Here is a 26,461-nt window from a genome sequence, read left to right on the forward strand (position 1 = left end):
GGTGCTTTTGCCGTTACGCACCACCCCGTCAGTAGCTGAACAGGAGGGACAGCTGATAGAAACAGAAGCCACTGGAGCACCTCAAAAACACCATCATACACTAAATCAGTAAGTTGGCAGCATCACCGACGTCACCTTTTCAGGAACCCCCGACGGAGTGCAGAGCGAAATGCTGTCCATTGAAAGTGGTATGGATGCAGCCAGCGGGCTGGCAATTGCGATTCTGGATGATGCGAAGATATTGATTCCGCTTAACCAGGCGAGTAAAGACTACAGCCTACACAGCGGTAAGGTGCCATTAACTTTTTATGCGCAATTACGACCTGTCAATAGTGATGTGCAGTCGGGTAAAGTGAATGCCAGCGCGACATTTGTACTTCATTATGACTAATACGTGGAACAGATTGGCGCTCTTGATTTTTGCCGTTTTATCGCTGCTGGTGGCGGGTGAATTGCAGGCAGGAGTGGTGGTCGGCGGAACGCGATTTATCTTTCCGGCAGACAAAGAATCGATAGCTATTTTACTGACTAATACCAGTCAGGAATCCTGGCTTATTAACAGTAAAATCAATCGCCCAACGCGTTGGGCCGGGGGGGAAGTGTCGACAGTGCCAGCACCATTACTGGCCGCTCCACCGCTTATTCTCCTGAAGCCCGGTACTACGGGCACGTTGCGCTTGCTGAGAACGGAAAGCGACATCTTGCCAGTGGATCGCGAAACGCTATTTGAGTTAAGCATTGCCAGCGTGCCATCCGGCAAAGTTGAAAATCAGAGCGTAAAAGTGGCGATGCGCTCGGTATTTAAACTGTTCTGGCGACCCGAAGGTTTGCCGGGCGACCCGCTGGAAGCTTATCAACAATTACGCTGGACACGGAATTCGCAGGGTGTGCAACTCACTAACCCAACGCCTTACTACATTAACCTGATTCAGGTGAGCGTAAATGGTAAAGCGTTAAGTAATGCGGGAGTTGTGCCACCTAAAAGCCAGCGTCAGACAAGCTGGTGTCAGGCAATCGCACCGTGTCATGTCGCCTGGCGGGCGATAAATGATTACGGCGGGTTGAGTGCAAAGAAGGAGCAAAATCTGCCCTGAAACAGGTTCGGAAAACGTTTGCGTTTTTTTTGCCGCAGGTCAATTCCCTTTTGGTCCGAACTCGCACATAATACGCCCCCGGTTTGCACACCGGGAATCCAGGAGAGTTCATGTACTACCCCTTCGTTCGTAAAGCCCTTTTCCAGCTCGATCCAGAGCGCGCTCATGAGTTTACTTTTCAGCAATTACGCCGTATTACAGGAACGCCGTTTGAAGCACTGGTGCGGCAGAAAGTGCCTGCGAAACCTGTTAACTGCATGGGCCTGACGTTTAAAAATCCGCTTGGTCTGGCAGCCGGTCTTGATAAAGACGGGGAGTGCATCGATGCCCTTGGTGCAATGGGGTTTGGCTCGATTGAGATCGGCACTGTAACGCCGCGTCCACAACCTGGAAATGACAAGCCGCGTCTTTTCCGCCTGGTTGATGCCGAAGGTCTGATCAATCGAATGGGCTTTAACAATCTCGGGGTGGATAATCTTATTGAGAATGTAAAAAAAGCCCATTATGACGGCGTCCTGGGTATTAACATCGGCAAAAATAAAGATACGCCGGTGGAGCAGGGCAAAGATGACTACCTGATTTGTATGGATAAAATTTATCCTTATGCTGGTTATATCGCCATCAATATTTCCTCGCCGAATACACCGGGATTACGCACTCTGCAATATGGTGAAGCGCTGGATGACTTATTAATCGCGATCAAAAATAAACAAAACGATCTGCAAAAAATCCATCAAAAATATGTGCCGATCGCAGTGAAGATCGCGCCGGATCTTTCTGAAGAAGAATTGATCCAGGTTGCTGACAGCTTAGTTCGCCATAATATTGATGGCGTTATTGCAACCAATACCACACTCGATCGTTCTCTGGTTCAGGGAATGAAAAATTGCGATCAAACCGGTGGCTTAAGTGGTCGTCCGCTTCAGTTAAAAAGCACAGAAATTATTCGCCGCTTGTCACAGGAATTAAACGGTCGCTTACCGATCATCGGTGTTGGAGGCATCGATTCGGTTATCGCTGCGCGTGAAAAGATTGCTGCGGGTGCAACGCTGGTGCAAATTTATTCGGGATTTATTTTCAAAGGACCGCCTTTGATTAAAGAAATCGTTAGCAATATCTGATTAATTTCTCCTTTTTAACGTTATGAGACAACCGGGGCTTTATTTCCAGCCCTGGTTGTTTTATATTCCTTACCTGTTGCTTATTTATACATTTTAGTCTTTTCTTATTTAGGGCAATAAACGAAGCGGCAAAGGACAATGTTGCGCAGAATGATTTAGGTGGGAGAATCCGCATGCGAATTAAACCTGACGATAACTGGCGCTGGTATTATGATGAAGAGCACGATCGAATGATGCTCGATTTAGCCAATGGTATGTTATTTCGCTCGCGTTTTGCTCGTAAAATGCTCACACCAGATGCCTTTAATCCCTCCGGTTTTTGTGTTGATGATGCAGCACTCTATTTTTCTTTTGAAGAAAAATGCCGTGATCTGCCGTTATCCAAAGAACAAAAAGCCGAACTGGTGCTGAATGCACTGGTAGCAATTCGTTATCTCAAACCGCAAATGCCGAAAAGCTGGCATTTTGTCTCCCATGGTGAAATGTGGGTGCCCATGCAGGGCGATGCGGCCTGCGTTTGGTTGAGCGACACTAACGAGCAAGTGAATTTACTGGTCGTTGAATCTGGCGAGAATGCCGCGCTATGTCTGCTGGCGCAACCCTGCGTTGTTATTGCGGGTCGCGCGATGCAGTTGGGCGACGCCATTAAAATCATGAACGACAGGCTGAAACCGCAGGTTAATGTTGACAGCTTCAGCCTTGAACAGGCAGTCTAACGCGTCAGCTTAAGGGCAGTCTTCGGTACACAGCTACAGCAAAGAATGGTGCCATCATCGCCCATTGCTGATTTTTTCAGCGGCGTGACTTCGCCTTCTAAAAGCTGAACACGGCAACTTCCACAAATGCCCGCGCGGCAAGAATAAGGGATACGAATTCCCTGATTTTCTAATTGCTCCAGCAACACTTGTTGGTTATTTCCACGAAATGCCTGTCCCTGCCAGTCAATATCTACATTGGCGTCCGGTTGTTGCGTGATGTTGGCGGTATCATCAGCGGCAGCTGCGCCGTAAATTTTTGCCGGAGCCGTTGCCAGAATTTCCACCTCATCGCCAACGCGAATCACGCCGCTATTACGGGCAATTAAATTCTGACCAAAATCGACATCGCCGTTATCCTGGGCAGTGCGGAAAGATTGCAATGTTTTTAATGGTTCGCCTGCCGGATGTTTTTGCCCTTTTTCTGGGCTGACGGTGGTGAAAATACAGCGGCTACAAGGTTTAACCACATCAAACACCACATCACCAATGCGAATCACTTTCCAGCGATCTTCTTCCCAGGCTGACGCGCCGGAAACCACCAGATTGGGGCGGAATTGCTCCATTTTTACACTGGCCGGACAACGTTGTTGGAGATCACGTAACGAGGCTTCGTTAGCAAGAAGGTAAGGATAGCCATCAGCAAATGACAGGGGGACAGTGTTGTGGCGTTTCACGCGCCGGGTCATTTGTGGCCCCACCCAGCGTAATTGCACTTCGCGGGAGAAAAATCCACTTAACCATTTGTTGATCGCGTCTGGCGCAATTCGCGCGGTAAAATGTGTGCCCCAAACTTCGGTTGGTGCGTCTTGTGTGGCGAAATCAGCAAAACGGACATATGCGCTACTGCCATCTGGTGCGGTGAGATGCAAGCCATCATGCACAGGTGAAGGAGTAAACCGTACCATCTGGGGAAACTGGCGAGCGGTAATAAACGTACCATCAGGTTCCGTAATCATAAAGATGCGATCGAAGGCCAGACCACTGTCATCTGCCAGAGCATGTGTAAGACCAATGCCGCGCATCGATTTAACAGGATGAATAAAAAGCCGGGTTAATGTCGCCACGGTGCGGTCCTCAAATGAAAATAAGCCCTCAACTTTATGACATGACGCGCTTATTAGCTATAATGCGCAACAATTTTCTTAGCGCCTGTCCCATTAGGCTATTTTATTTGTCAGTTTGGCCCTGGGTTGTGCTCGAAATCCTCACGTACTTGTGTACGCTCCGGTTTCTCCGCGCTGTCCATGTTCAGACTGACTGCAACAATTACGCCTACTGCGGTAGGCTCTTAGAGTAAAAGTGACGATATGAATTCTCTGTTTGCCAGTACGGCCCGTGGGCTGGAAGAGCTGTTAAAAACTGAACTGGAAAACCTGGGGGCCGTTGAATGCCAGGTGGTTCAGGGTGGGGTCCATTTCAAGGGCGACACACGGCTTGTTTACCAGAGCCTGATGTGGAGCCGCCTGGCCTCGCGTATTATGTTGCCGCTGGGCGAGTGTAAGGTTTACAGCGATTTAGACCTCTATCTCGGTGTTCAGGCGATCAACTGGACAGAGATGTTTAATCCTGGCGCGACCTTCGCTGTCCACTTCAGTGGTTTGAATGACACCATCCGCAACAGTCAGTACGGCGCGATGAAAGTGAAAGACGCGATCGTCGATGCTTTCACGCGGAAAAATCTGCCGCGTCCAAATGTTGATCGCGATGCGCCGGATATCCGCGTTAACGTCTGGCTGCATAAAGAAACCGCCAGTATCGCTCTTGATCTGAGTGGTGATGGTTTACATCTGCGTGGCTATCGCGATCGTGCTGGTATTGCGCCGATCAAAGAAACCCTGGCAGCCGCTATTGTGATGCGATCCGGCTGGCAGCCAGGAACACCGCTGCTCGATCCGATGTGTGGTTCCGGTACGTTGCTGATTGAAGCGGCGATGCTGGCGACCGATCGCGCACCAGGCTTGCACCGTGGGCGTTGGGGCTTTAGCGGCTGGGCGCAGCATGATGAAGCTATCTGGCAGGAAGTGAAAGCGGAAGCGCAAACTCGTGCCCGTAAAGGCCTGGCTGAGTATAGCTCTCATTTTTACGGTTCGGACAGCGACGCACGGGTGATTCAACGTGCGCGCACTAACGCCCGTCTTGCGGGGATTGGTGAACTGATCACCTTTGAGGTGAAAGATGTCGCGCAACTGACCAATCCGCTGCCGAAAGGGCCGTACGGCACAGTGTTGAGCAACCCGCCATACGGGGAACGTCTGGACAGCGAACCGGCGCTGATTGCGCTGCATAGCCTGCTGGGTCGGATCATGAAAAACCAGTTTGGTGGCTGGAATCTCTCTTTGTTTAGTGCCTCGCCGGATCTGCTAAGCTGCTTGCAGCTGCGTGCAGACAAACAGTACAAGGCGAAAAACGGCCCGCTGGACTGCGTACAGAAAAATTACCACGTTGCCGAAAGCACTCCAGACAGCAAACCGGCGATGGTAGCGGAAGACTACGCCAACCGCCTGCGTAAGAACCTCAAAAAATTCGAGAAGTGGGCTCGTCAGGAAGGAATTGAATGTTACCGCCTGTATGACGCCGATCTGCCGGAATATAACGTTGCCGTTGACCGTTATGCCGACTGGGTGGTGGTGCAGGAGTATGCACCGCCAAAAACTATTGATGCTCACAAAGCGCGTCAGCGTCTGTTCGATATTATCGCTGCAACCATTTCGGTACTGGGGATTGCGCCAAACAAACTGGTGCTGAAAACCCGTGAACGTCAGAAGGGCAAAAATCAGTACCAGAAACTGGGCGAGAAGGGCGAGTTTCTGGAAGTTACCGAATATAACGCTCACTTGTGGGTGAATCTGACGGATTACCTCGATACCGGTCTGTTCCTCGATCACCGTATCGCCCGTCGTATGCTCGGCCAGATGAGCAAAGGCAAAGATTTCCTCAACCTGTTCTCTTATACCGGCAGCGCCACCGTGCATGCGGGATTAGGCGGTGCACGCAGCACCACCACCGTGGATATGTCGCGTACTTATCTGGAGTGGGCAGAACGCAACCTGCGTCTGAATGGCCTAACCGGGCGTGCGCATCGCCTGATTCAGGCCGATTGCCTGGCGTGGCTGCGTGAGGCAAATGAACAGTTCGATCTGATCTTTATCGATCCGCCAACCTTCTCTAACTCAAAACGAATGGAAGATGCGTTTGATGTTCAGCGCGATCATCTGGCGCTGATGAAAGATTTGAAACGTCTGCTGCGTGCAGGTGGGACGATCATGTTCTCGAACAACAAACGTGGCTTCCGTATGGATCTCGACGGGCTGGCAAAACTGGGACTGAAAGCACAAGAAATTACGCAAAAAACGCTCTCCCAGGATTTCGCCCGTAACCGCCAGATCCACAACTGCTGGCTGATTACCGCAGCCTGAAAGGAATAGTAATGTCATTAATCAGTATGCATGGTGCATGGCTGTCGTTCAGCGACGCGCCGCTTCTCGATAACGCAGAACTGCATATCGAAGATAACGAACGTGTTTGTCTGGTAGGCCGTAACGGCGCGGGCAAATCGACGTTAATGAAGATCCTCAACCGTGAACAGGGGCTGGATGACGGGCGCATTATTTACGAGCAAGATTTGATCGTGGCTCGTCTGCAACAGGATCCGCCGCGTAACGTTGAGGGCAGCGTTTATGATTTCGTTGCCGAAGGCATTGAAGAACAAGCGGAATACCTGAAACGCTATCACGATATTTCGCGCCTGGTGATGAACGACCCGAGCGAGAAAAATCTCAACGAACTGGCGAAGGTTCAGGAACAGCTGGATCACCACAACCTGTGGCAGCTGGAAAACCGCATCAACGAAGTGCTGGCGCAACTGGGGTTAGATCCTAATGTTGCGCTGTCGTCGCTTTCCGGCGGCTGGTTGCGTAAAGCGGCATTAGGACGCGCGCTGGTGAGCAATCCGCGCGTTTTGCTGCTCGACGAACCGACTAACCACCTGGATATCGAAACCATCGACTGGCTGGAAGGGTTCCTTAAAACCTTCAATGGGACGATTATTTTCATCTCCCACGACCGTTCGTTTATCCGCAATATGGCGACGCGCATTGTTGATCTCGATCGCGGCAAGCTGGTGACCTATCCGGGGAATTACGACCAGTACCTGCAGGAAAAAGAAGAAGCCCTGCGCGTGGAAGAACTACAAAATGCCGAGTTCGATCGCAAACTGGCGCAGGAAGAGGTGTGGATCCGCCAGGGGATCAAAGCACGCCGTACCCGTAATGAAGGCCGCGTACGCGCCCTGAAAGCAATGCGTCGCGAGCGTGGTGAACGTCGCGAAGTGATGGGTACCGCAAAGATGCAGGTGGAAGAGGCCAGCCGCTCCGGTAAGATCGTTTTCGAAATGGAAGACGTTTGCTACCAGGTTGACGGTAAGCAACTGGTGAAAGATTTTTCGGCCCAGGTTCTACGTGGCGACAAAATTGCCCTGATTGGTCCGAATGGGTGCGGCAAAACCACGCTGCTGAAACTGATGCTCGGTCAGCTTCAAGCGGACAGCGGGCGTATTCACGTTGGCACCAAACTGGAAGTGGCTTATTTCGATCAGCACCGCGCGGAACTGGATCCCGATAAAACGGTGATGGATAACCTTGCCGAAGGTAAGCAAGAGGTGATGGTTAATGGCAAGCCACGCCACGTATTGGGCTATTTGCAGGACTTTCTGTTCCATCCGAAACGGGCGATGACGCCGGTACGTGCGCTTTCTGGCGGTGAGCGGAACCGCTTGCTACTGGCGCGTTTGTTCCTCAAACCAAGCAACTTATTGATTCTTGACGAACCGACCAACGATCTTGATGTCGAAACGCTGGAACTGCTGGAAGAACTGATCGACAGCTATCAGGGCACGGTATTGCTGGTTAGCCACGATCGTCAGTTTGTCGATAACACCGTTACAGAATGCTGGATCTTCGAAGGCGGCGGTAAAATTGGTCGTTATGTTGGCGGTTATCATGATGCCCGTGGTCAGCAAGAACAGTATGTGGCGCTCAAACAGCCTGCGGTGAAAAAAAGCGAAGAAGCCGCCGTGCCAAAAGCAGAAACTGTAAAACGCAGCAGTAGCAAACTAAGCTATAAATTGCAGCGCGAACTGGAGCAGCTACCGCAATTGCTTGAAGATCTGGAGGCGAAGCTGGAAGCTTTACAGACGCAAGTGGCGGATGCTTCCTTCTTCAGTCAGCCGCATGAGCAGACACAAAAAGTGCTCGCCGATATGGCTGCTGCAGAGCAGGAGCTGGAGCAAGCCTTTGAACGCTGGGAGTATCTTGAAGCGTTAAAAAATGGTGGCTGATCGCAAAATAGTCGATTTAAACAGAGACAGCTGACAACGGTAAAATTGCCTGATGAACTGGGTTTATCAGGCATGAAAACCAACACTTTGTTAGTCATCTGTAAAATAGCGCATCATTAAGGAGTACCAATGTGCGAACATCATCATGCCGCGAAGCACATCCTGTGCTCGCAGTGTGACATGCTGGTGGCGTTACCGCGCCTTGAGCATGGTCAGAAAGCGGCATGTCCCCGGTGTGGCACAACGTTAACCGTGGCGTGGGATGCCCCTCGGCAGCGTCCTACCGCCTATGCGTTGGCTGCACTGTTCATGCTGTTGCTGTCCAACTTGTTTCCTTTTGTGAATATGAACGTTGCAGGAGTTACCAGTGAAATTACATTACTGGAAATTCCCGGCGTGCTTTTTTCTGAGGACTACGCCAGCCTCGGCACCTTTTTCCTGTTGTTTGTGCAACTGGTTCCCGCGTTTTGTCTGATAACCATTCTGTTACTGGTGAATCGCGCGGAATTACCGGTCCGTTTAAAAGAGCAACTGGCACGGGTGCTTTTTCAACTCAAAACCTGGGGAATGGCGGAGATTTTCCTCGCTGGTGTGCTGGTCAGTTTCGTTAAACTGATGGCTTACGGCAGCATTGGGGTAGGCAGCAGCTTTCTCCCCTGGTGTTTATTTTGTGTCCTGCAACTGCGCGCTTTTCAGTGCGTTGATCGTCGCTGGTTATGGGACGACATCGCCCCGATGCCAGAACTGCGCCAGCCGCTAAAACCAGGCGTCACGGGGATACGTCAGGGGCTGCGTTCGTGCTCCTGTTGTACGGCAATCCTTCCTGCTGATGAACCCGTGTGCCCGCGTTGTAGTACCAAAGGGTACGTTCGGCGTAGAAACAGCCTGCAGTGGACACTCGCGCTGCTTGTAACGTCCATCATGCTGTATCTTCCGGCTAATATTTTGCCCATCATGGTGACGGATTTATTAGGCTCGAAGATGCCGTCGACGATTCTCGCTGGGGTCATTCTGTTATGGAGCGAAGGCTCTTATCCCGTCGCTGCGGTGATCTTTCTGGCCAGTATTATGGTGCCAACGTTAAAGATGATCGCCATCGCGTGGCTGTGTTGGGATGCCAAAGGGCATGGCAAGCGCGACAGTGAAAGAATGCATTTGATTTATGAAGTTGTTGAGTTTGTAGGCCGCTGGTCGATGATTGACGTTTTCGTTATCGCGGTGCTCTCGGCGCTGGTGCGTATGGGAGGTTTAATGAGTATTTATCCGGCAATGGGTGCATTAATGTTTGCTTTAGTCGTCATAATGACAATGTTTTCTGCTATGACGTTTGACCCGCGTTTGTCGTGGGATCGTCAACCTGAATCAGAGCATGAGGAGTCCTGACAGTATGGAATCTAATAATGGGGAAGCCAAAATCCAGAAAGTGAAGAACTGGTCTCCCGTGTGGATATTTCCTATCGTCACGGCGCTCATTGGGGCCTGGGTTCTTTTTTATCATTACAGCCATCAGGGACCGGAAGTGACCCTGATCACCGCGAATGCGGAAGGAATTGAAGGTGGCAAAACCACCATTAAAAGCCGTAGCGTTGACGTCGGCGTGGTTGAAAGCGCCACACTGGCTGATGATTTGACGCACGTTGAAATCAAAGCGCGGCTGAATTCCGGTATGGAAAAATTGCTGCATAAAGACACCGTCTTTTGGGTGGTGAAACCGCAGATTGGTCGCGAAGGGATTAGCGGCCTGGGAACGCTGCTGTCTGGAGTTTATATCGAACTGCAGCCAGGCGCGAAAGGCAGCAAAATGGATAAATACGATTTGCTGGACTCGCCACCGTTGGCCCCGCCTGATGCGAAAGGTATCCGTGTGATTCTCGATAGCAAAAAAGCCGGGCAGCTCTCGCCAGGAGATCCGGTGCTGTTCCGTGGCTATCGGGTAGGTTCGGTTGAAACCAGCACCTTCGATACACAAAAACGCAATATCAGCTATCAACTGTTCATCAATGCACCTTATGACCGACTGGTGACCAACAATGTTCGCTTCTGGAAAGATAGTGGCATTGCGGTTGATCTGACGTCAGCAGGGATGCGTGTGGAGATGGGCTCATTGACAACGCTGCTGAGTGGCGGTGTCAGCTTTGATGTGCCGGAAGGTCTGGATTTAGGGCAGCCAGTGGCACCTAAAACAGCTTTCGTTTTGTATGATGATCAGAAGAGCATTCAGGATTCGTTGTACACCGATCACATTGATTATCTGATGTTCTTTAAAGATTCGGTACGCGGTCTGCAACCGGGAGCTCCGGTAGAGTTCCGGGGTATTCGCCTGGGTACCGTAAGCAAAGTGCCATTCTTTGCGCCGAATATGCGTCAGACATTTAACGATGATTACCGTATTCCGGTACTGATTCGTATCGAGCCAGAGCGGCTGAAAATGCAGCTTGGCGAAAATGCGGATGTTGTTGAGCACCTTGGCGAATTGTTGAAACGTGGTTTACGCGGATCGCTGAAAACCGGAAACCTGGTCACTGGTGCACTGTATGTTGATCTCGATTTCTATCCAAATACGCCTGCAATAACCGGTATTCGTGAATTTAATGGTTATCAGATTATCCCGACCGTTAGCGGCGGCCTGGCGCAAATCCAGCAACGACTGATGGAAGCGTTGGATAAGATCAACAAACTGCCATTGAATCCGATGATTGAACAGGCAACCAGTACGCTTTCTGAAAGTCAGCGCACAATGAAAAACCTGCAAACGACGCTGGATAGCATGAACAAGATCCTCGCTAGCCAGTCGATGCAGCAGTTGCCGACGGATATGCAGTCAACGTTGCGTGAATTGAATCGCAGCATGCAGGGCTTCCAGCCTGGCTCCGCAGCCTACAACAAGATGGTGGCGGATATGCAGCGCCTTGATCAGGTGTTGCGAGAACTGCAACCGGTGCTGAAAACGCTCAATGAGAAGAGTAACGCGCTGGTATTTGAAGCGAAGGACAAAAAAGATCCAGAGCCGAAGAGGGCGAAACAATGAAAAAGTGGCTAGTGACGATTGCAGCACTGTGGCTGGTCGGATGCAGCTCCGGCGAAATTAATAAAAACTATTACCAGTTACCTGTGGTGCAGAGCGGTACACAAAGTACCGCCAGCCAGGGCAATCGTCTGTTATGGGTAGAGCAGGTCACTGTTCCTGACTATCTGGCGGGGAATGGTGTGGTTTATCAAACCAGTGATGTGAAGTATGTGATTGCCAACAACAACTTGTGGGCCAGCCCGTTGGATCAACAGTTGCGCAACACCCTGGTTGCCAACCTGAGTACGCAACTGCCCGGCTGGGTGGTTGCCTCCCAGCCTCTGGGAAGCGCCCAGGACACGCTCAATGTTACCGTAACGGAGTTTAACGGTCGCTATGATGGCAAGGTCATTGTCAGTGGTGAGTGGCTGTTGAACCACCAGGGACAACTGATCAAACGTCCGTTCCGTCTGGAAGGAGTGCAAACTCAGGATGGTTACGATGAGATGGTTAAAGTGCTGGCCGGTGTCTGGAGTCAGGAAGCCGCTTCTATTGCACAAGAGATAAAGCGTCTACCTTAATTATAAAGATTTGTAAATATAACCGTCTCCGGTATGTTGCCTGAGGCGGTTTTTTTGTTTCTAACGTGCGGAAAAATTTGTTCCTCTTCACATTTTTTGTACAACCGACATGCCCGTGTAGCTCACAAATATGACAGTGGCGTGAATTTTGCGCATTGACGGCAGTTATGATTCGCGGTATTGCTTAACTGTGATTGCACATTTAGTAATCACTGTTTTCTTTTCCACCAGAAACCAGTATGAGGGAAACGAGGCATGAAGAGACAAAAACGAGATCGCCTGGAACGGGCACATCAACGTGGTTATCAGGCCGGCATCGCCGGACGCTCAAAAGAAATGTGTCCCTATCAGACGCTGAATCAAAGGTCACAATGGCTGGGAGGCTGGCGAGAAGCCATGGCGGACAGGGTAGTAATGGCCTGATTCTGTCTCTTTAAAAAGAAACCTCCGCATTGCGGAGGTTTCGCCTTTTGATACTCTGTCTGATTATAATCAGAAGGCAGACGTATCCTGGAACAGACCGACTTTCAGGTCGCTGGCGGTATAGATAAGACGACCATCAACCAGCACTTCGCCATCCGCCAGGCCCATAATCAGACGACGGTTAACAATGCGTTTAAAGTGAATACGGTAGGTCACTTTTTTCGCTGTCGGCAGTACCTGACCAGTGAATTTCACTTCGCCAACGCCCAGCGCGCGGCCTTTACCTTCGCCGCCCAGCCAGCCGAGGTAGAACCCTACCAGCTGCCACATTGCGTCCAGGCCCAGGCATCCCGGCATAACCGGATCGCCAATAAAGTGGCATCCGAAGAACCACAGATCCGGATTGATATCCAGTTCTGCTTCAACATACCCTTTGTCGAAGTTACCACCCGTTTCGGTCATTTTGACCACACGGTCCATCATCAGCATGTTCGGTGCTGGCAATTGCGGGCCTTTAGCGCCAAACAGTTCACCGCGACCAGAGGCAAGAAGGTCTTCTTTTGTATAGGATTCGCGTTTATCTACCATGTTCTCTGTAAGCCTTATTTTATTGAAGCACGCAGGATAGCTAACACGTGTACGCTGAACAAGTCCGATCAGTTCGGAATAAACCAGTTCAGCCAACGTAATGGCCATGGAAAACGGTGACGTCCTTCCTGTTGCGATGCTTGCGCGATACGTTCCTGGATGGTTTGCATCAGCGTCGTTTGGCCTTCGCCATCCCACACCAGATTTAATAATAACGGCAGTGCGTCAGTCACATCGTCTACTGCCCAGATGGTGAATTTGCCTTCTTCTACCGCTTTCACCAGTTCACTGTGAAGACTTAAATGGCGAACGTTAGCTGTGGGGATAATGACACCTTGTTTCCCGGTTAACTCACGTTGCTGGCAAATAGCAAAGAAGCCTTCGATTTTCTCATTTAAACCACCGACCGGCTGGGCGCGACCGAACTGATCGACTGAACCTGTGATAGCGATACTCTGATTCACCGGCACATCGGCGAGGGCGCTTATCAGGGCGCAGAGTTCAGCCATCGAGGCACTATCTCCATCAACTTCACTGTATGACTGCTCAAATGTCAGCGATGCTGAGAAGGGGATCTGTTGCTCAAGCTGTAGTTCCGACATCAGGAACGCTTGCATGATCATCATCCCTTTCGCATGGATATTGCCGCCAAGCTCCGCTTTGCGTTCGATGTCGGTGAATTCACCATCGCCAATATGCACAACGCAGCTAATGCGAGAAGGTTCGCCAAAAGCGCGTGGATGACCCGGAAATTCAATGACCGAAAGGGCGTTAATTTGCCCGATGCGTTCGCCTTCGGTTTCAATCAGGATTTGCTCCTGAAGGATCTCATCCTGCATACGTTCAGCGAGGAAACCTTCGCGCCATTCACGCTGCTGCAGCATTAAGTTTAGCTGCTCGCCGGAGAAGGTGTCGCCATCACACAGGGAGGCGACCTCTTTACACTGGCGGAGGATCCACTGCGGGCTAAGCGGAAGTGTTTCTTGTTCACCGGTGTAGCGTGCTGCTTCGCGGATAAGTACCGGCCAGGCATCCGCTCCCGGTGCAGGTAAGTGATTATGTCTGGCGGTAAATGTCACCCAGCGACACCACTGGGTTACTGACTCTGCATCGACAATCTGCAGAGTATCTTCAAATTCGCTATAAATAGCCTGCTCTGAAAGCTCTGGCTCCATCTCCTGGAAATCAGCCAATGATTCGCGTTCGCCTACCAGAATGACTTTCAGCTTCAATGGCATCGAAGGCACAGAGACGGGGAGAGGGCGCGACTCATCAAACGCAACCCAGTCAAAACGCTCGCGGTTAACGATATTTTTCAGCCGCATCCACAGCAGAGGTTGCGCCAGCAGTGTACGCAAAGAGATGATGAGAATACCGCCATTTGCCTGATGCACCAGACCAGGCTGCAGGGTAATGTCGCCATTAAACTGGCGCAGGCAGCCAAAGAGTTGCTCCGCTTCTACCCAGTCGGCAGCGACAACTTGCGTTAAAGTCGCAAAATTATCATCTGCACTCACTGCGTGACGTAAGCGGATGGAGTGGCCGGAAACCTCATAGTGACCGCCCACCAGTTGGCCTGCATCGCTTTGTAGCGTACGCGCGGCATTGGCAATAAGATTCAGATACTCAGACTCTTCCGGGGCCTTCGCCAGCATAAAAGAGGAGGATGCTCGCGTATGCAGCAACTGCTCCAGTGCGAATTGCAGTCGCGGTTGAGTATCACTGAATAAAGGATCGTTTTCGTCAATCAAATGTGGCTGAGCAAATATTTCCTGATAGCTATCGGTATCAGGAACCAGGTCACGCCATGCAAGTTTCGTAATGGTCAAAGTTGATGTTTTTTAGTCTGTTGTCAAAGCCGCGATTATACCGTAACCGGCACTACAGCACACGTAGAAAGCACCGACAATACTCCTGGCATGGGCGTTAAAGCTCACAGGATGGAGATTCTTTTCTTCACTGGCCTAAAAAGCTGATATTCTGTAAAGAGTTACACGGTAACATTGAGATCGCTATGAAATATCAACAACTTGAAAATCTTGAAAGCGGTTGGAAATGGAAGTATCTGGTGAAGAAGCATCGCGAAGGGGAGTTAATCACCCGTTACATAGAAGCCAGTGCCGCCCAGGAAGCCGTCGATGTGTTGCTCTCGCTGGAAAATGAACCCGTGCTGGTAAATGGCTGGATTGACAAGCATATGAATCCGGAACTGGTCAATCGCATGAAGCAAACCATTCGGGCCAGACGGAAGCGCCATTTTAATGCGGAACACCAGCATACGCGCAAAAAATCGATCGATCTGGAATTTATTGTCTGGCAACGTCTGGCTGGTCTTGCGCAGCGTCGCGGTAAAACGCTTTCTGAAACGATTGTTCAGCTGATTGAAGATGCGGAAAACAAAGAGAAATACGCGAATAAAATGTCTTCTTTGAAGCATGATCTGCAGGCATTGCTGGGTAAGGAATAACTGACGAAGTCAGTTCAATTTACTAAAGGCGAAAAAAACCCCGCAGCTGCGGGGTTTTTCTACCAGACGAGAACTTAAGCCTGCGGCTGAGTTACAACGTCTTTGATGCCTTTAACTTCGATCTCTACGCGACGATCCGGAGCCAGGCAGTCGATCAGTGCAGCACGCTGTTTCACGTTGTCACAGGTGTTGCCAGTAACCGGGTTGGATTCGCCCATACCACGTGCGGAGATCTTGTCTGCCGGGATACCTTTGGAGATCAGGTAATCAACAACAGACTGAGCACGGCGCTCGGACAGACCCTGGTTGTAAGCGTCAGAACCGATGCGGTCAGTGTAACCCAGAACAACTACGGAACCGTCTTTCGGATCCAGGTTGCTCAGCTGGCTGTACAGCTGATCCAGAGCAGCCTGACCTTCCGGTTTCAGGGTTGCTTTGTTGAAGTTGAACAGAACGTCAGACTTCAGAGTGAAGTGCTTGGTCTGTACTTCCGGTGCCGGAGCTGGAGCCGGAGCAACTACCGGAGCTGCTTCGCCCTGACCGAAACGGTAGGAAACACCCAGGCTCAGCAGACCGTTGTCCGGACGAGTACCGATGGTGTTTGCGTCACCGATGTTGTTGGTCCACTGGTATTCCAGACGGGTAGCGATTTCAGGAGTGATCGCGTACTCAACACCACCTGCGAAAACCGGAGAAACGCCAGTGTCGTGGTCTTTAAAGGATGCGCCACCAGGTACGTTAGCCTTGGTGTCTGCACGCCATACCATACCACCCAGACGAGTGTATACGTCCAGATCGTCAGTGATTGGGTAACCCAGTTTAGCAGTCAGTTGAACGCCCTGAGCTTTGTATGCACCGTTGATGTTGTCGCCTTTGTACGGCATACGACCTAACCAGTCGTAACCCATTTCAAAACCAACATACGGGTTAACCTGGTAACCACCAAAAGCACCTGCACCCAGTTGGTTTTCGTGGGTCGGACCATTGTTAGGAATAAAACCAGTGTCATGGTACTGGGACCAGCCCAGTTTAGCACCAGTGTACCAGGTGTTATCTTTCGGAGCGGCCTGCGCTACGGTAGCGAAACCAGCCAGTGCCACTGCAATCGCGATAGCTGTCTTTTTCATTTTTTGCGCCTCGTTATCATCCAAAATACGCCATGAATATCTCCAACGAGATAACACGGTTAAATCCTTCACCGGGGGATCTGCTCAATATTAACTCTACCGATATCTTCGGCTTATGCCGAGCACCCCTGGCGATGTAAAGTCTACAACGTAGTTGAAAACTTACAAGTGTGAACTCCGTCAGGCATATGAAAAAAAAGTCTTGTATAAGGTATGTTTAATCTTTTTTGTCAGCGACAATTTACAGAAGAAAATCGCGGAAACCGCTTCAGACAAGCCTCCGCAAGGAAAATTAGTCACGACTGAAAGCATTGGCTGGGCGACAAAAAAAGTTCCAGGATTAATCCTAAATTTACTTAATGATACAAATTAGAGTGAATTTTTAGCCCGGAAAGTTGTCTCGTGGCGTGAGAGGATGCGCTTACCGGACGCATAATAAACCCCATAGCGTTACCTTCATTTGCCGCATCAACAAGTTCAGCATGCTCTTCTTCAGTCAAATCATCTGCCAACCAACCGATCACCACACTGTAATTGCCCGTGCGTAAAGCGCGAACCATTGACTCCACAGTGTGGCAAGGGGAGAGCTGGCTAATCTGCATTACTTTCGTTAAGGGTAGCCCAGATGCCTGAACCCATTCCCGACTCAGTTTTTGTTGCGGTGTTAACCAGAGTTGCCAGCGCGATTGCTGACCGAGTTGCTGTAACAATGGCAACAGTAGAAGTTGCGTCATCATGGGCTGATCTTCGCGATAGACAACTTCACTGATAAGCCCGGCTGTAGTGTTTTCCGTAGAGACACGCGCAATTTTACTTGCTGCGGATGAGAACGACGAAGAACGATGTGCATAGCCTGAAGTGTACATAATCAATCCAGCCCCTGTGAGTTACTGTATGGATATACAGTACATCCAGTGACAACAAAGATCAACCCTATTTTCGGAAAGAGCCTCGCAAATTTTGTCGTTGGTGACGGGAAAACATAAATTAATCTTGCCCCTTAAGAATAAGTTGCCTATTTTCGTAGTTAACGGATCCGTTAATGTGAATCATTCTTTTATGTTATGATTTTAAAAGGAATTTTATGAAAAGCCTCTCCTATAAGCGGATCTATAAATCACAAGAATACCTGGCAACGTTGGGCACAATTGAATACCGATCATTGTTTGGCAGTTACAGCCTGACCGTTGACGACACGGTGTTTGCGATGGTTTCTGATGGTGAGTTGTATCTTCGGGCTTGTGAGCAAAGTGCACAGTACTGTGTAAAACATCCGCCTGTCTGGCTGACATATAAAAAGTGTGGCCGATCCGTTACCCTCAATTACTATCGGGTTGATGAAAGTCTATGGCGAAATCAACTGAAGCTGGTGCGTCTGTCGAAATATTCTCTCGATGCAGCGCTGAAAGAGAAAAGCACGCGCAATACCCGGGAAAGACTGAAAGATTTGCCCAATATGTCTTTTCATCTGGAAGCGATTCTCGGGGAGGTGGGGATTAAGGATGTACGGGCGTTACGTATACTTGGGGCAAAAATGTGTTGGTTGCGACTGCGGCAGCAAAACAGTCTGGTGACAGAAAAGATTCTGTTTATGCTTGAAGGTGCCATTATCGGCATTCATGAAGCTGCGCTCCCGGTGGCACGCCGCCAGGAGCTTGCAGAATGGGCTGACTCTCTTACGCCGAAACAGGAGTTTCCTGCGGAACTTGAGTAATCTGGCGTTGCAGACGACCAATCTCAGGCAGTAATGCAATCAATAATCCAACTTGTTGTACGACCAGAGGTTCTTTGCTGTCTGCCCGTGGTTCAAGTTGCTGCATCCGCTGTTTCAGGCTAGCTAATGCCTCATTGACGCGTTCTTCATCAGCAGGTTGATGATGTAACGCGTCATCAACATAGCAAACTGCGTCATCAAGAAACGCCAGAATTTCAGGATTAGTTAACTGCTCCCGGTGAGCACCGAGGGCTGAGATATAGCTGGTAAACGTATGGTTAAGGCACAGCAACCGAAACGCGGCTTCGCGAATTTGCGGGGTAACGTTCGGCTCGCTGGACATATTTGATACCACCGACGCCAGCTCAGCATCACGGTTGTGTGCATCGCGGCGGGCAATACGATACGCCAGACGGTTATCACGCCCCTGATGGTATTGCTCCAGTATGGCATCGAGATACCGACAGTTGGCCTCTGTGGCGCGTTCGAGCATGCGCGGCAGATTGCGAAACTGCCAGTCAGGCCAGATGTAGCTCACTGCCGCCCACGCAATGGCACAACCAATCAGCGTATCGATTACGCGAGGTAACGCTACTTCAAAACCTTCACCCAGTAAGTTAAAACACAGTAGCACCAAAAGTGTGATGAACATCGTTGCATGAGCGTATTGCACGTTACGGAAGGCAAAAAAGAGCACGCCGGTAATAACCAGCAGCACCAGCTGCCCTTCCAGTGATGGCACAAACCACAGCACAGGAATGCCAATGGCGATACCTACCAGCGTACCAATAATCCTTAACTTCAGGCGGTGGCGCGTGGCGTTATAGTTTGGCTGGCAGACAAACAAACTTGTCAGCAAGATCCAATACCCGTGATGCATTCCGGTTATTTGAATGATGGCGTAGCCGAAGCACAACACCAGCGACATTCTTACCGCATGACGGAAGAGGGCGGATTCCGGCGTGAAGTGACGGCTAAGACGCAGCCAGATATCACTCAACCCGTGCGGGCTGTCATCAGCGAGCTCATTTTCGTCATTATTATGGGGTAGTGCCTGGGCCTGTTCTGATTCAATTGTTGCCAGTTGGGCATCAATGGCGCGTAAATTGTTCAGCAAAAATCCCAGTGTTTTGAGTAAATCGGCGGGTGCGCCGTTATCGCGCATCCGCTCCAGCGCAGCATCAATATGCGTAAAAGCGCGCTCAAAATGCGGATCATGTTGATAAGGCTGACGCAGCAAAATACAGCGTGACAGTTGCTGGCACGCCTGGCCCTGCATCGACATCAGCCGCTGAAAACGGAACAGCACGTCGCTGTGGCGAAAATGTTCACGCAATGTTTGATACTGAATATGAGAAGAGCTGGCACGCTCGTGAATATCCTGCGCGACAAAGTAATAATGCAGCGTGCGACGCGTTCCCCGTTGACCACGATCGCCACGTAAGCGGGTCAGCAGCGAGAGTTTCGTCTGATTCAATGTCGCCATCAGTTGTCCGTTGGCGAGAGCCAAATCGTACAGCGGTGCCTGGCTTTCATCTTCAATATCAGGATCAAACATGCGCGACTTGAGCTCAAGATAACGCGCCAGTTGTTCATAGCAACGCGCCAGGTTGTCCTGCAGCGGGCGGACCGGGAACAGCAGATGACCAATAAGTGTCAGGACGTTGTACCAGACGGCACCGGCCAGCAGATACATCGGCTGCTGATACCAGTGCTCATACAGTGATGTTCCCAACATAGTGTAAATGGCGATCAGCAATGCACCGAAGGCAATTGTTGCATAGCGTTGACCCAGACCGCCGAGCAAAATGAAGCCGCTGGTAGAGAGCGTTAAGCCAATCGCAAATAGCCAGGGCCAGGGAAACAGCAATTCTACTGAGGCCGAGGCGATAAAAAAGCAGAACAGCGTAATGATGAGGTTACGCAAACGTCCCGCCAGTCGGTCATCGAGATCGGTCAGCGCCGCTGCCACCATCCCCAGCGTTAGCGGAATCGTCAGTTTTACATCACCCAGCCACCACGGAAACGCTGTGGTTCCACAAAGCGCAATAAAAATACGCGCGTAATACAGCCAGGCGCTGTTCCAGGTATAGCGTTTGAGCAAAGGACTTAGCATAAAGGCCATATTAGTGGATTATTCAAAACGACGACGTGCATTGGCTTCACGCGCAGCTTGCGCTGTTTCTACCGATACCACGCGACGACCAACCGGCCATAGTGCAATAGCGGCAATTTTAAAGTTCGCAATGCCGACAGGAATGCCAATGATTGAAATACATTGTGCGATGCCCGTTGCAATGTGCATCAGGCATAACCACCAGCCAAAGAAAATCAGCCAGAAAATATTCAATACCGTACCGCCAGTATTCAGCAGCACATTTTTGCCAGCCGGGTTCAGTTCATCGACATGAATAGCTTCATTGCCATAAGGCACCAGAGACAGTTTAGTGATCTCCCAGCAGGATCGTGTCAGCGGTAAGGTAAAAATCAGCACAATACTGACCAGAGTCGCCAACAGCCAGCCCAGAGTGGTGGCAAATCCGCCAAGCACAAAGTTCAGAATGTTCAAAACGGTACGCATAAAACCTCGCTTTACTGTGGTTTTCAGTAATGGGCGGCAATTGTAACGTTTTTTTGGGCTGGAGCACGTTTTCTCTGACGGTTACACTGATAAGAAATAATTTCGTGTGGATCTACAGAGTCATGGAACTGAAAGCGACAACGCTTGGAAAACGTCTGGCACAGCACCCTTACGATCGGGCGGTGATCCTCAATGCCGGGATTAAAGTCTCCGGCGATCGCCACGAATACCTTATTCCTTTCAATCAATTACTGGCGATTCACTGTAAGCGCGGTCTGGTATGGGGCGAGCTGGAATTTGTACTGCCGGACGAAAAAGTGGTGCGTCTGCACGGCACCGAATGGGGCGAGACGCAGCGTTTTTACCATCATCTTGATGCTCACTGGCGGCGGTGGAGTGGCGAGATGAGCGAAATTGCGTCTGGTGTTTTACGCCAGCAACTGGATTTGATTGCCACGCGCACTGGAGAAAATAAATGGCTGACGCGTGAGCAAACCTCTGGCGTTCAGCAACAAATCCGCCAGGCTATGTCGGCGTTGCCGTTGCCGGTTAACCGACTGGAAGAATTCGATAACTGCCGTGAGGCGTGGCGTAAATGTCAGGCCTGGTTGAAAGATATTGAAAGCGCTCGGTTGCAGCATAACCAGGCGTATACCGAAGCCATGCTTACCGAGTATGCGGATTTTTTCCGCCAGGTCGAGTCTTCACCGCTGAATCCGGCGCAGGCCCGGGCAGTCGTTAATGGCGAGCATTCTCTGTTAGTGCTGGCAGGTGCAGGAAGCGGAAAAACGTCGGTGCTGGTGGCCCGTGCAGGCTGGTTGCTGGCGCGTGGTGAAGCGTCCCCTGAGCAAATTTTATTGCTGGCGTTTGGTCGCAAAGCCGCTGAAGAGATGGACGAGCGTATTCGCGAACGGCTACATACCGAAGACATTACCGCACGCACGTTTCATGCGCTGGCGCTGCATATTATTCAGCAGGGCAGCAAAAAAGTTCCGATAGTCAGCAAACTGGAAAATGATACCGCTGCCCGTCATGAACTCTTTATTGCTGAGTGGCGCAAGCAATGCAGCGAAAAGAAAGCGCAGGCGAAGGGCTGGCGGCAATGGCTGACGGAAGAAATGCAGTGGTCAGTGCCAGAAGGTAACTTCTGGGATGATGAAAAATTACAGCGTCGTCTTGCCTCACGCCTCGATCGTTGGGTAAGTCTGATGCGGATGCACGGTGGTGCACAGGCAGAAATGATTGCCAGTGCACCCGAAGAGATTCGCGATCTGTTCAGTAAACGTATCAAGTTGATGGCCCCGTTATTAAAAGCCTGGAAAGGTGCGCTGAAGGCAGAAAACGCTGTCGATTTTTCGGGCCTTATTCATCAGGCGATTGTGATTCTGGAGAAAGGTCGCTTTATCAGCCCGTGGAAGCATATTCTGGTTGATGAATTTCAGGATATCTCGCCGCAGCGGGCAGCGTTGTTAGCGGCATTACGCAAGCAAAACAGTCAGACGACGTTGTTCGCCGTTGGTGATGACTGGCAGGCGATTTACCGATTCAGCGGTGCGCAAATGTCGCTCACCACCGCTTTCCATGAAAACTTTGGTGAAGGCGATCGCTGTGATTTAGACACGACTTACCGTTTTAACAGTCGTATCGGTGAGGTGGCAAACCGGTTTATTCAGCAGAACCCAGGCCAGTTGAAAAAGCCGCTAAACAGCTTAACCAATGGAGACGAAAAAGCCGTCACGTTATTGGATGAGAGTCAACTTGACGCTTTGCTGGATAAGCTCTCTGGTTATGCCAAACCGGAAGAGCGCATTCTTATCCTGGCGCGTTACCATCACATGAGGCCTGCCAGCCTGGAAAAAGCGGCAACACGCTGGCCGAAGTTGCAAATCGACTTTATGACCATTCATGCCAGCAAAGGGCAACAGGCGGATTACGTCATCATCGTTGGCTTGCAGGAGGGAAGTGATGGTTTTCCGGCTGCGGCGCGGGAGTCGATTATGGAAGAGGCGCTACTGCCACCGGTTGAGGATTTCCCGGACGCTGAAGAACGGCGGTTAATGTACGTGGCGCTGACCCGGGCACGCCATCGGGTATGGGCACTGTTTAACAAAGAGAATCCCTCTCCCTTTGTGGAAATACTGAAAAATCTGGATGTGCCGGTGGCGAGAAAACCGTAAGAAACAGGTGGCGTTTGCCACCTGTGCAATATTACTTCAGACGGTCCGCGAGATAACGCTGATAATCGGGGATCAGAATATCGACCGCGTCGTTGAAATGCGGCGACTGGATTATGAAGTCTGCCGTTGCCACGTTGGTGGCGACCGGAATGTTCCATACCGTCGCCAGACGCAGCAAGGCTTTCACGTCAGGATCGTGCGGCACGGCATTTAGTGGATCCCAGAAGAAAATCAATACATCAATTTTCCCTTCTGAGATCAATGCGCCAACCTGCTGGTCACCCCCCATTGGGCCACTCAACATCGCGTTGACGTTCATGCCGGTCGCGCGGGAAATTAAGTTACCGGTAGTGCCTGTTGCATACAGTACGTGTTGTTCCAGTAACGGTTGATGCCGTTCCACCCAGCTCATCAGCATTTGTTTGCAGTGATCGTGTGCCACCAGCGCAATATGTTTCCGCGCAGGTAAAGTGCGAGTCGTCAGTTCCATAATGTACATCCGTAGTTAACTTTCCTACAGATTACTGTAAGCACTTATCGCTGCAAGATAAAGACCGAAAAAGCCTGCGCACAGGCACAAAAATCTCAGGAAGATGGTTGTTTTTCCGCCCACTGCAGGAAAGTATTTCGCGTTTGTGGGTCAGCCAGTTTAAACCAATACTTCAGCCGTTGTTCTGTGAGCACCTGAGACTGCGGTGGAATAGCATCCAGCTCGGAAACACCCGAGAGCAGCGTACTGTCATCTGCCATCATCGTGGCAAATTGCGGTAGTGAAGCGCGTTTCGCGGATTTGTTATAGCGTTCAACCTCGACCTCATAATCAATCGTTTTTGCCGTTGAGGTAATGGCGAGAATATCCAGCTTTACCGGAATCGGCGTCGCATCGCCATCCAACAATTCAAGGCGCGGCGCGGCATCAAAATGGTTAGCTTCCCGCTCATTCTCCAGGCGAGGCAGGCGAAAATTGACCTGGTTGATGAGCTGGGTATTAAAACTGACCACCAGCGGTGGGGAGATATACAGCCGTTCTTCACTATTGGAAAGATGAATCGTCTTCTCAACGCGAAACACTAACTGATGCGGTCCATTATCCAGTTCAATGCTGTCCGCACCGCGCAGCAGAGAGCTGGAAACCTTCTTGCCGTCGAGTACCAGAAGATCGACATCGGTTGAAAGCCGCAGCGTGGTGGCAAAAACGGATACCGGCAAACATAATGCAATCAAGGTGGTCACGATGCCGGTTTTCATAGGTAGCTCCTGTCAAAAGACCGCCCGAATAATAATGTGTCAAAATTTTTCTTTAATCATACTTACTAACATATAGACATATTTCCCGCTTTTGCTCTCATTCATTCGTATTAGCTGCATGGTTGGCATGTCGGCTTTGTCGTACACTTTGTTAAACAGTCTGGAGGAAATAATGAAAGAAACCGATATTGCAGGCATTTTAACGTCCACTCACACCATTGCGCTGGTGGGGGCAAGCGACAAACCCGATCGTCCCAGCTATCGCGTGATGAAATATCTACTCGACCAGGGGTATCACGTCATTCCGGTTTCGCCAAAAGTTGCCGGCAAAACGCTGCTGGGCCAGCAGGGGTATGGCACGCTGGCAGACGTTCCGGAAAAGGTCGATATGGTCGATGTTTTCCGTAATTCAGAAGCGGCGTGGGGCGTGGCACAGGAAGCTATTGCCATTGGCGCGAAAACCCTCTGGATGCAACTGGGGGTGATTAATGAGCAAGCGGCAGTACTGGCACGGGATGCCGGGTTAAATGTGGTGATGGATCGCTGCCCGGCTATTGAGATCCCTCGCCTGGGCCTGGCCAAATAAAAAATCCCCGGAAGGCAAAAACCTTCCGGGGATTCGTTCAGGGATTAGTTACGCAGACGCGGGGCCTGGAGTTGTTTGCGGATGGTCTGCGCCAGCTCATCCATGGATGGCTGTTCAGGATGTTCATCCTGCAATTCGCTACTTAGCTGGGCTTCAGCCAGGTAGGTATGAACCGGTAGGCCGTTATCGTCCTCCATCACCACGTGATACCACGGAGCGGCGCGAAGCTCGTCATTCACCGCCAGCTCATCAGGCGACGGTTCAGAGAGCGAATAAACCGGGTCGATATCCACGACCACTCCGAGATAACCTAACAGGGAATGGCGGACCTGCTGGCCGATACCGAATTTGCTGGCAATCATAGTCACCTCCCGGGAAATCTTTACCTTTGATATAAGGGTAAAATTCCACATTTCAAGTTACATGACGCGACAGGCAAACCCTTTCAGATATAGCCCTTCCGGGTAGGTAGCGATCACCGGATGATCGGCTGCCTGACGGAACTGCTCTATAAATTGTACATCACGGCCGGCATCAATTGCGGCATCCGCGATGATTTTCTGAAATAAATCGCTGGTCATCAGACCGGAACAGGAGAAAGTCAGGAGAATACCGCCTTCATTCAGCAACTGAATCGCCAGCATGTTGATATCTTTATAGCCACGACACGCGCCCATCAACTGGCTTTTATTCTCAACAAACTTCGGCGGGTCCATCACGATAACGTCAAATTTTTCACCGCGATCGCGATAAGTACGCAGCAATTTAAAGACATCATCACGGACAAACTCAGCCTTGCTCAGATCCAGTTTGTTCAGCTCAACGTTCTGCCGTGCAATATCCAGCGCTTCCTGGGAGGTATCAACGCTGACAACCTGGCTGCAACCGCCCATCAGTGCCGATACGGCGAAACCACCGGTATAGGAGAAACAGTTCAGCACACGTTTATTTTCAACGTAGCGGCGGGTAGCCAGGCGGCTATCACGCTGGTCCAGGTAGTAGCCCGTTTTGTGTCCGTGCTGAATATCCACCAGCAGTTTCATGCCGTGTTCTTCAATCGGCAGCAGGGCAGGTGGCAACTCGCCGGTGACGAGGCCCTGGGTCAGCTCCATCCCTTCTTTTTTACGTACCGCAACATCGCTGCGATCGTAAATCGCACATTCCGGGTACAGCGTTTGCAGGGCACTAATTAATGCCGCGCGCTGATATTCTGCGCCAGCACTCAGCAGTTGCAGCACCAGAAAATTACCGAAACGATCGATAGTAATACCCGGCAGGCCATCAGATTCTCCGGCGATTAAACGATAGCTGTCGAGGCCATCTTTTTGCGCCAGCCAGTCACGCCATTTTTGTGCTTGTTGCAAACGGCGGGAAAAAAAAGCAATGTCGATAGACTCAGACGGGTCAAACGTCCAGACGCGCGCCCGGATTTGCGAAGCTGGTGAATAAGCGCCGCGTGCTAACCATTTTCCCTGATGATCAACAATATCGATGGTTTCACCGAGGCTGGCTTTACCTTCCATGCGGGCAACGGCCCCGGAAAAGACCCACGGATGGCGACGAAGTAATGATTTTTCGCGCCCTTTGGCTAACACTAAACGTACACTCATAATTTACTTTTCTGTCGATGCAAAGAAATGGGCGTCATTGTCCG

General features: G+C 50.7%; 25 protein-coding genes and 1 pseudogene. 14 read left to right on the forward strand and 12 right to left on the reverse strand.

Going from position 1 to position 26,461, the window contains the following annotated elements; translation table 11 throughout:
* Positions 1–72: IS1 family transposase (locus ACJHXA_RS00005; RefSeq protein ID WP_001568368.1), on the reverse strand; the 72-nt coding region annotated here is incomplete at its 3' end.
* A 46-nt stretch (positions 73–118) separates the two neighbouring features.
* On the opposite strand from ACJHXA_RS00005, the pseudogene ACJHXA_RS00010 reads away from it, so the two are divergent.
* The 4 genes and pseudogenes from ACJHXA_RS00010 to zapC form a co-directional block, all read left to right on the forward strand.
* Positions 119–391, forward strand: a pseudogene (locus ACJHXA_RS00010) (fimbrial protein); the annotation flags it as partial.
* Entirely contained in the window at positions 357–1,094 is a 738-nt protein-coding gene (locus ACJHXA_RS00015) for a fimbrial chaperone (RefSeq protein WP_001111448.1), read from the forward strand. The pseudogene ACJHXA_RS00010 and the gene ACJHXA_RS00015, both read left to right, overlap by 35 nt.
* Before the next feature lie 110 nt (positions 1,095–1,204).
* The gene (gene pyrD, locus ACJHXA_RS00020) at positions 1,205–2,215 is read left to right on the forward strand and encodes a quinone-dependent dihydroorotate dehydrogenase (protein WP_001315385.1); all 1,011 of its coding nucleotides are present in this window, start codon (positions 1,205–1,207) and stop codon (positions 2,213–2,215) included.
* Between the two features lie 173 nt (positions 2,216–2,388).
* Complete coding sequence (gene zapC, locus ACJHXA_RS00025) at positions 2,389–2,931, forward strand: cell division protein ZapC (RefSeq protein ID WP_001220659.1); 543 nt, start codon at positions 2,389–2,391, stop codon at positions 2,929–2,931.
* Here the strand turns inward: zapC and ycbX are convergent.
* Positions 2,928–4,037 carry a 6-N-hydroxylaminopurine resistance protein YcbX gene (ycbX, locus tag ACJHXA_RS00030; RefSeq protein WP_000224254.1) on the reverse strand — a complete coding sequence of 370 codons (1,110 nt, stop codon included), beginning with the start codon at positions 4,035–4,037 and terminating at the stop codon, positions 2,928–2,930. The genes zapC and ycbX overlap by 4 nt on opposite strands.
* Before the next feature lie 243 nt (positions 4,038–4,280).
* Here ycbX and rlmKL point away from each other — a divergent pair, with 243 nt between their 5' ends.
* From rlmKL to rmf, 6 genes are all read left to right on the forward strand, one after another.
* The gene (gene rlmKL, locus ACJHXA_RS00035; protein ID WP_001086527.1) at positions 4,281–6,389 is read left to right on the forward strand and encodes a bifunctional 23S rRNA (guanine(2069)-N(7))-methyltransferase RlmK/23S rRNA (guanine(2445)-N(2))-methyltransferase RlmL; all 2,109 of its coding nucleotides are present in this window, start codon (positions 4,281–4,283) and stop codon (positions 6,387–6,389) included.
* An 11-nt stretch (positions 6,390–6,400) separates the two neighbouring features.
* Positions 6,401–8,308 (forward strand): ABC transporter ATP-binding protein, encoded by a 1,908-nt coding sequence (locus tag ACJHXA_RS00040; protein ID WP_000053120.1) that lies wholly within the window; start codon positions 6,401–6,403, stop codon positions 8,306–8,308.
* Between the two features lie 129 nt (positions 8,309–8,437).
* A complete protein-coding gene (gene pqiA / locus ACJHXA_RS00045) occupies positions 8,438–9,691 on the forward strand; it encodes a membrane integrity-associated transporter subunit PqiA (RefSeq protein WP_000333176.1) in 1,254 nt (417 codons plus the stop codon).
* A gap of 4 nt (positions 9,692–9,695) precedes the next feature.
* On the forward strand, positions 9,696–11,336 hold the full coding sequence (pqiB, locus tag ACJHXA_RS00050) for an intermembrane transport protein PqiB (protein WP_000445533.1): 1,641 nt from the start codon (positions 9,696–9,698) through the stop codon (positions 11,334–11,336).
* A complete protein-coding gene (gene pqiC / locus ACJHXA_RS00055; RefSeq protein ID WP_000759129.1) occupies positions 11,333–11,896 on the forward strand; it encodes a membrane integrity-associated transporter subunit PqiC in 564 nt (187 codons plus the stop codon). Before pqiB ends, pqiC begins: the two co-directional genes overlap by 4 nt.
* A 255-nt stretch (positions 11,897–12,151) precedes the next feature.
* The gene (gene rmf / locus ACJHXA_RS00060; RefSeq protein ID WP_000828648.1) at positions 12,152–12,319 is read left to right on the forward strand and encodes a ribosome modulation factor; all 168 of its coding nucleotides are present in this window, start codon (positions 12,152–12,154) and stop codon (positions 12,317–12,319) included.
* Positions 12,320–12,388: 69 nt separating this feature from the next.
* Here the strand turns inward: rmf and fabA are convergent, their stop codons facing one another.
* Together fabA and ACJHXA_RS00070 are read right to left on the reverse strand one after the other, a co-directional pair.
* Positions 12,389–12,907, reverse strand: a complete 519-nt coding sequence (fabA, locus tag ACJHXA_RS00065) for a bifunctional 3-hydroxydecanoyl-ACP dehydratase/trans-2-decenoyl-ACP isomerase (RefSeq protein WP_000227927.1) — start codon at positions 12,905–12,907, stop codon at positions 12,389–12,391.
* A gap of 68 nt (positions 12,908–12,975) precedes the next feature.
* Entirely contained in the window at positions 12,976–14,736 is a 1,761-nt protein-coding gene (locus ACJHXA_RS00070; protein ID WP_000156526.1) for a Lon protease family protein, read from the reverse strand.
* A 185-nt stretch (positions 14,737–14,921) separates the two neighbouring features.
* Between ACJHXA_RS00070 and matP the strand changes: the two genes are divergently transcribed.
* The gene (matP, locus tag ACJHXA_RS00075; RefSeq protein WP_000877158.1) at positions 14,922–15,374 is read left to right on the forward strand and encodes a macrodomain Ter protein MatP; all 453 of its coding nucleotides are present in this window, start codon (positions 14,922–14,924) and stop codon (positions 15,372–15,374) included.
* A gap of 74 nt (positions 15,375–15,448) precedes the next feature.
* Here matP and ompA read toward each other — a convergent pair whose 3' ends face one another.
* Complete coding sequence (gene ompA / locus ACJHXA_RS00080; RefSeq protein WP_000750419.1) at positions 15,449–16,501, reverse strand: porin OmpA; 1,053 nt, start codon at positions 16,499–16,501, stop codon at positions 15,449–15,451.
* A gap of 356 nt (positions 16,502–16,857) precedes the next feature.
* A complete protein-coding gene (sulA, locus tag ACJHXA_RS00085; RefSeq protein WP_000288710.1) occupies positions 16,858–17,367 on the reverse strand; it encodes an SOS-induced cell division inhibitor SulA in 510 nt (169 codons plus the stop codon).
* Between the two features lie 218 nt (positions 17,368–17,585).
* Between sulA and sxy the strand changes: the two genes are divergently transcribed.
* Positions 17,586–18,215, forward strand: coding sequence for a CRP-S regulon transcriptional coactivator Sxy (sxy, locus tag ACJHXA_RS00090; protein WP_000839153.1), 630 nt, complete (start codon positions 17,586–17,588; stop codon positions 18,213–18,215).
* Here the strand turns inward: sxy and yccS are convergent.
* Together yccS and ACJHXA_RS00100 are read right to left on the reverse strand one after the other, a co-directional pair.
* Complete coding sequence (gene yccS / locus ACJHXA_RS00095) at positions 18,178–20,340, reverse strand: YccS family putative transporter (protein ID WP_000875044.1); 2,163 nt, start codon at positions 20,338–20,340, stop codon at positions 18,178–18,180. The genes sxy and yccS overlap by 38 nt on opposite strands.
* Positions 20,341–20,349: 9 nt before the next feature.
* A complete protein-coding gene (locus ACJHXA_RS00100) occupies positions 20,350–20,796 on the reverse strand; it encodes a YccF domain-containing protein (RefSeq protein WP_001261235.1) in 447 nt (148 codons plus the stop codon).
* A gap of 122 nt (positions 20,797–20,918) precedes the next feature.
* Here ACJHXA_RS00100 and helD point away from each other — a divergent pair, with 122 nt between their 5' ends.
* Positions 20,919–22,973, forward strand: coding sequence for a DNA helicase IV (gene helD / locus ACJHXA_RS00105; protein ID WP_001315388.1), 2,055 nt, complete (start codon positions 20,919–20,921; stop codon positions 22,971–22,973).
* Positions 22,974–23,004: 31 nt separating this feature from the next.
* Here helD and mgsA read toward each other — a convergent pair whose 3' ends face one another.
* On the reverse strand, positions 23,005–23,463 hold the full coding sequence (gene mgsA / locus ACJHXA_RS00110; RefSeq protein WP_000424181.1) for a methylglyoxal synthase: 459 nt from the start codon (positions 23,461–23,463) through the stop codon (positions 23,005–23,007).
* Positions 23,464–23,558: 95 nt separating this feature from the next.
* Entirely contained in the window at positions 23,559–24,221 is a 663-nt protein-coding gene (locus ACJHXA_RS00115; protein WP_000847791.1) for a DUF2057 family protein, read from the reverse strand.
* Positions 24,222–24,393: 172 nt separating this feature from the next.
* On the opposite strand from ACJHXA_RS00115, the gene ACJHXA_RS00120 reads away from it, so the two are divergent.
* Entirely contained in the window at positions 24,394–24,807 is a 414-nt protein-coding gene (locus ACJHXA_RS00120) for a CoA-binding protein (protein ID WP_000665217.1), read from the forward strand.
* 44 nt (positions 24,808–24,851) lie between these two features.
* On the opposite strand, the gene hspQ is transcribed toward ACJHXA_RS00120, so the two are convergent.
* Together hspQ and rlmI are read right to left on the reverse strand one after the other, a co-directional pair.
* Positions 24,852–25,169: a heat shock protein HspQ gene (hspQ, locus tag ACJHXA_RS00125; protein WP_001295356.1), complete on the reverse strand. Its 318-nt coding sequence runs from the start codon at positions 25,167–25,169 to the stop codon at positions 24,852–24,854.
* Between the two features lie 57 nt (positions 25,170–25,226).
* Positions 25,227–26,417: a 23S rRNA (cytosine(1962)-C(5))-methyltransferase RlmI gene (rlmI, locus tag ACJHXA_RS00130; RefSeq protein ID WP_000116288.1), complete on the reverse strand. Its 1,191-nt coding sequence runs from the start codon at positions 26,415–26,417 to the stop codon at positions 25,227–25,229.
* Positions 26,418–26,461: the final 44 nt, after the last annotated feature.

It is taken from the genome of Escherichia sp. WS33 (assembly GCF_046486385.1).
GTDB lineage: Bacteria > Pseudomonadota > Gammaproteobacteria > Enterobacterales > Enterobacteriaceae > ECMA0423.

Coding starts and splice junctions, on each gene's coding strand:
- ACJHXA_RS00015 (WP_001111448.1), top strand. CDS start 357: ATGCCAGCGCGACATTTGTACTTCATTATGACTAATACGTGGAACAGA.
- pyrD (WP_001315385.1), top strand. CDS start 1,205: ATGTACTACCCCTTCGTTCGTAAAGCCCTTTTCCAGCTCGATCCAGAG.
- zapC (WP_001220659.1), top strand. CDS start 2,389: ATGCGAATTAAACCTGACGATAACTGGCGCTGGTATTATGATGAAGAG.
- rlmKL (WP_001086527.1), top strand. CDS start 4,281: ATGAATTCTCTGTTTGCCAGTACGGCCCGTGGGCTGGAAGAGCTGTTA.
- ACJHXA_RS00040 (WP_000053120.1), top strand. CDS start 6,401: ATGTCATTAATCAGTATGCATGGTGCATGGCTGTCGTTCAGCGACGCG.
- pqiA (WP_000333176.1), top strand. CDS start 8,438: ATGTGCGAACATCATCATGCCGCGAAGCACATCCTGTGCTCGCAGTGT.
- pqiB (WP_000445533.1), top strand. CDS start 9,696: ATGGAATCTAATAATGGGGAAGCCAAAATCCAGAAAGTGAAGAACTGG.
- pqiC (WP_000759129.1), top strand. CDS start 11,333: ATGAAAAAGTGGCTAGTGACGATTGCAGCACTGTGGCTGGTCGGATGC.
- rmf (WP_000828648.1), top strand. CDS start 12,152: ATGAAGAGACAAAAACGAGATCGCCTGGAACGGGCACATCAACGTGGT.
- fabA (WP_000227927.1), bottom strand. CDS start 12,907: ATGGTAGATAAACGCGAATCCTATACAAAAGAAGACCTTCTTGCCTCT.
- matP (WP_000877158.1), top strand. CDS start 14,922: ATGAAATATCAACAACTTGAAAATCTTGAAAGCGGTTGGAAATGGAAG.
- ompA (WP_000750419.1), bottom strand. CDS start 16,501: ATGAAAAAGACAGCTATCGCGATTGCAGTGGCACTGGCTGGTTTCGCT.
- sulA (WP_000288710.1), bottom strand. CDS start 17,367: ATGTACACTTCAGGCTATGCACATCGTTCTTCGTCGTTCTCATCCGCA.
- sxy (WP_000839153.1), top strand. CDS start 17,586: ATGAAAAGCCTCTCCTATAAGCGGATCTATAAATCACAAGAATACCTG.
- yccS (WP_000875044.1), bottom strand. CDS start 20,340: ATGGCCTTTATGCTAAGTCCTTTGCTCAAACGCTATACCTGGAACAGC.
- ACJHXA_RS00100 (WP_001261235.1), bottom strand. CDS start 20,796: ATGCGTACCGTTTTGAACATTCTGAACTTTGTGCTTGGCGGATTTGCC.
- helD (WP_001315388.1), top strand. CDS start 20,919: ATGGAACTGAAAGCGACAACGCTTGGAAAACGTCTGGCACAGCACCCT.
- mgsA (WP_000424181.1), bottom strand. CDS start 23,463: ATGGAACTGACGACTCGCACTTTACCTGCGCGGAAACATATTGCGCTG.
- ACJHXA_RS00115 (WP_000847791.1), bottom strand. CDS start 24,221: ATGAAAACCGGCATCGTGACCACCTTGATTGCATTATGTTTGCCGGTA.
- ACJHXA_RS00120 (WP_000665217.1), top strand. CDS start 24,394: ATGAAAGAAACCGATATTGCAGGCATTTTAACGTCCACTCACACCATT.
- hspQ (WP_001295356.1), bottom strand. CDS start 25,169: ATGATTGCCAGCAAATTCGGTATCGGCCAGCAGGTCCGCCATTCCCTG.
- rlmI (WP_000116288.1), bottom strand. CDS start 26,417: ATGAGTGTACGTTTAGTGTTAGCCAAAGGGCGCGAAAAATCATTACTT.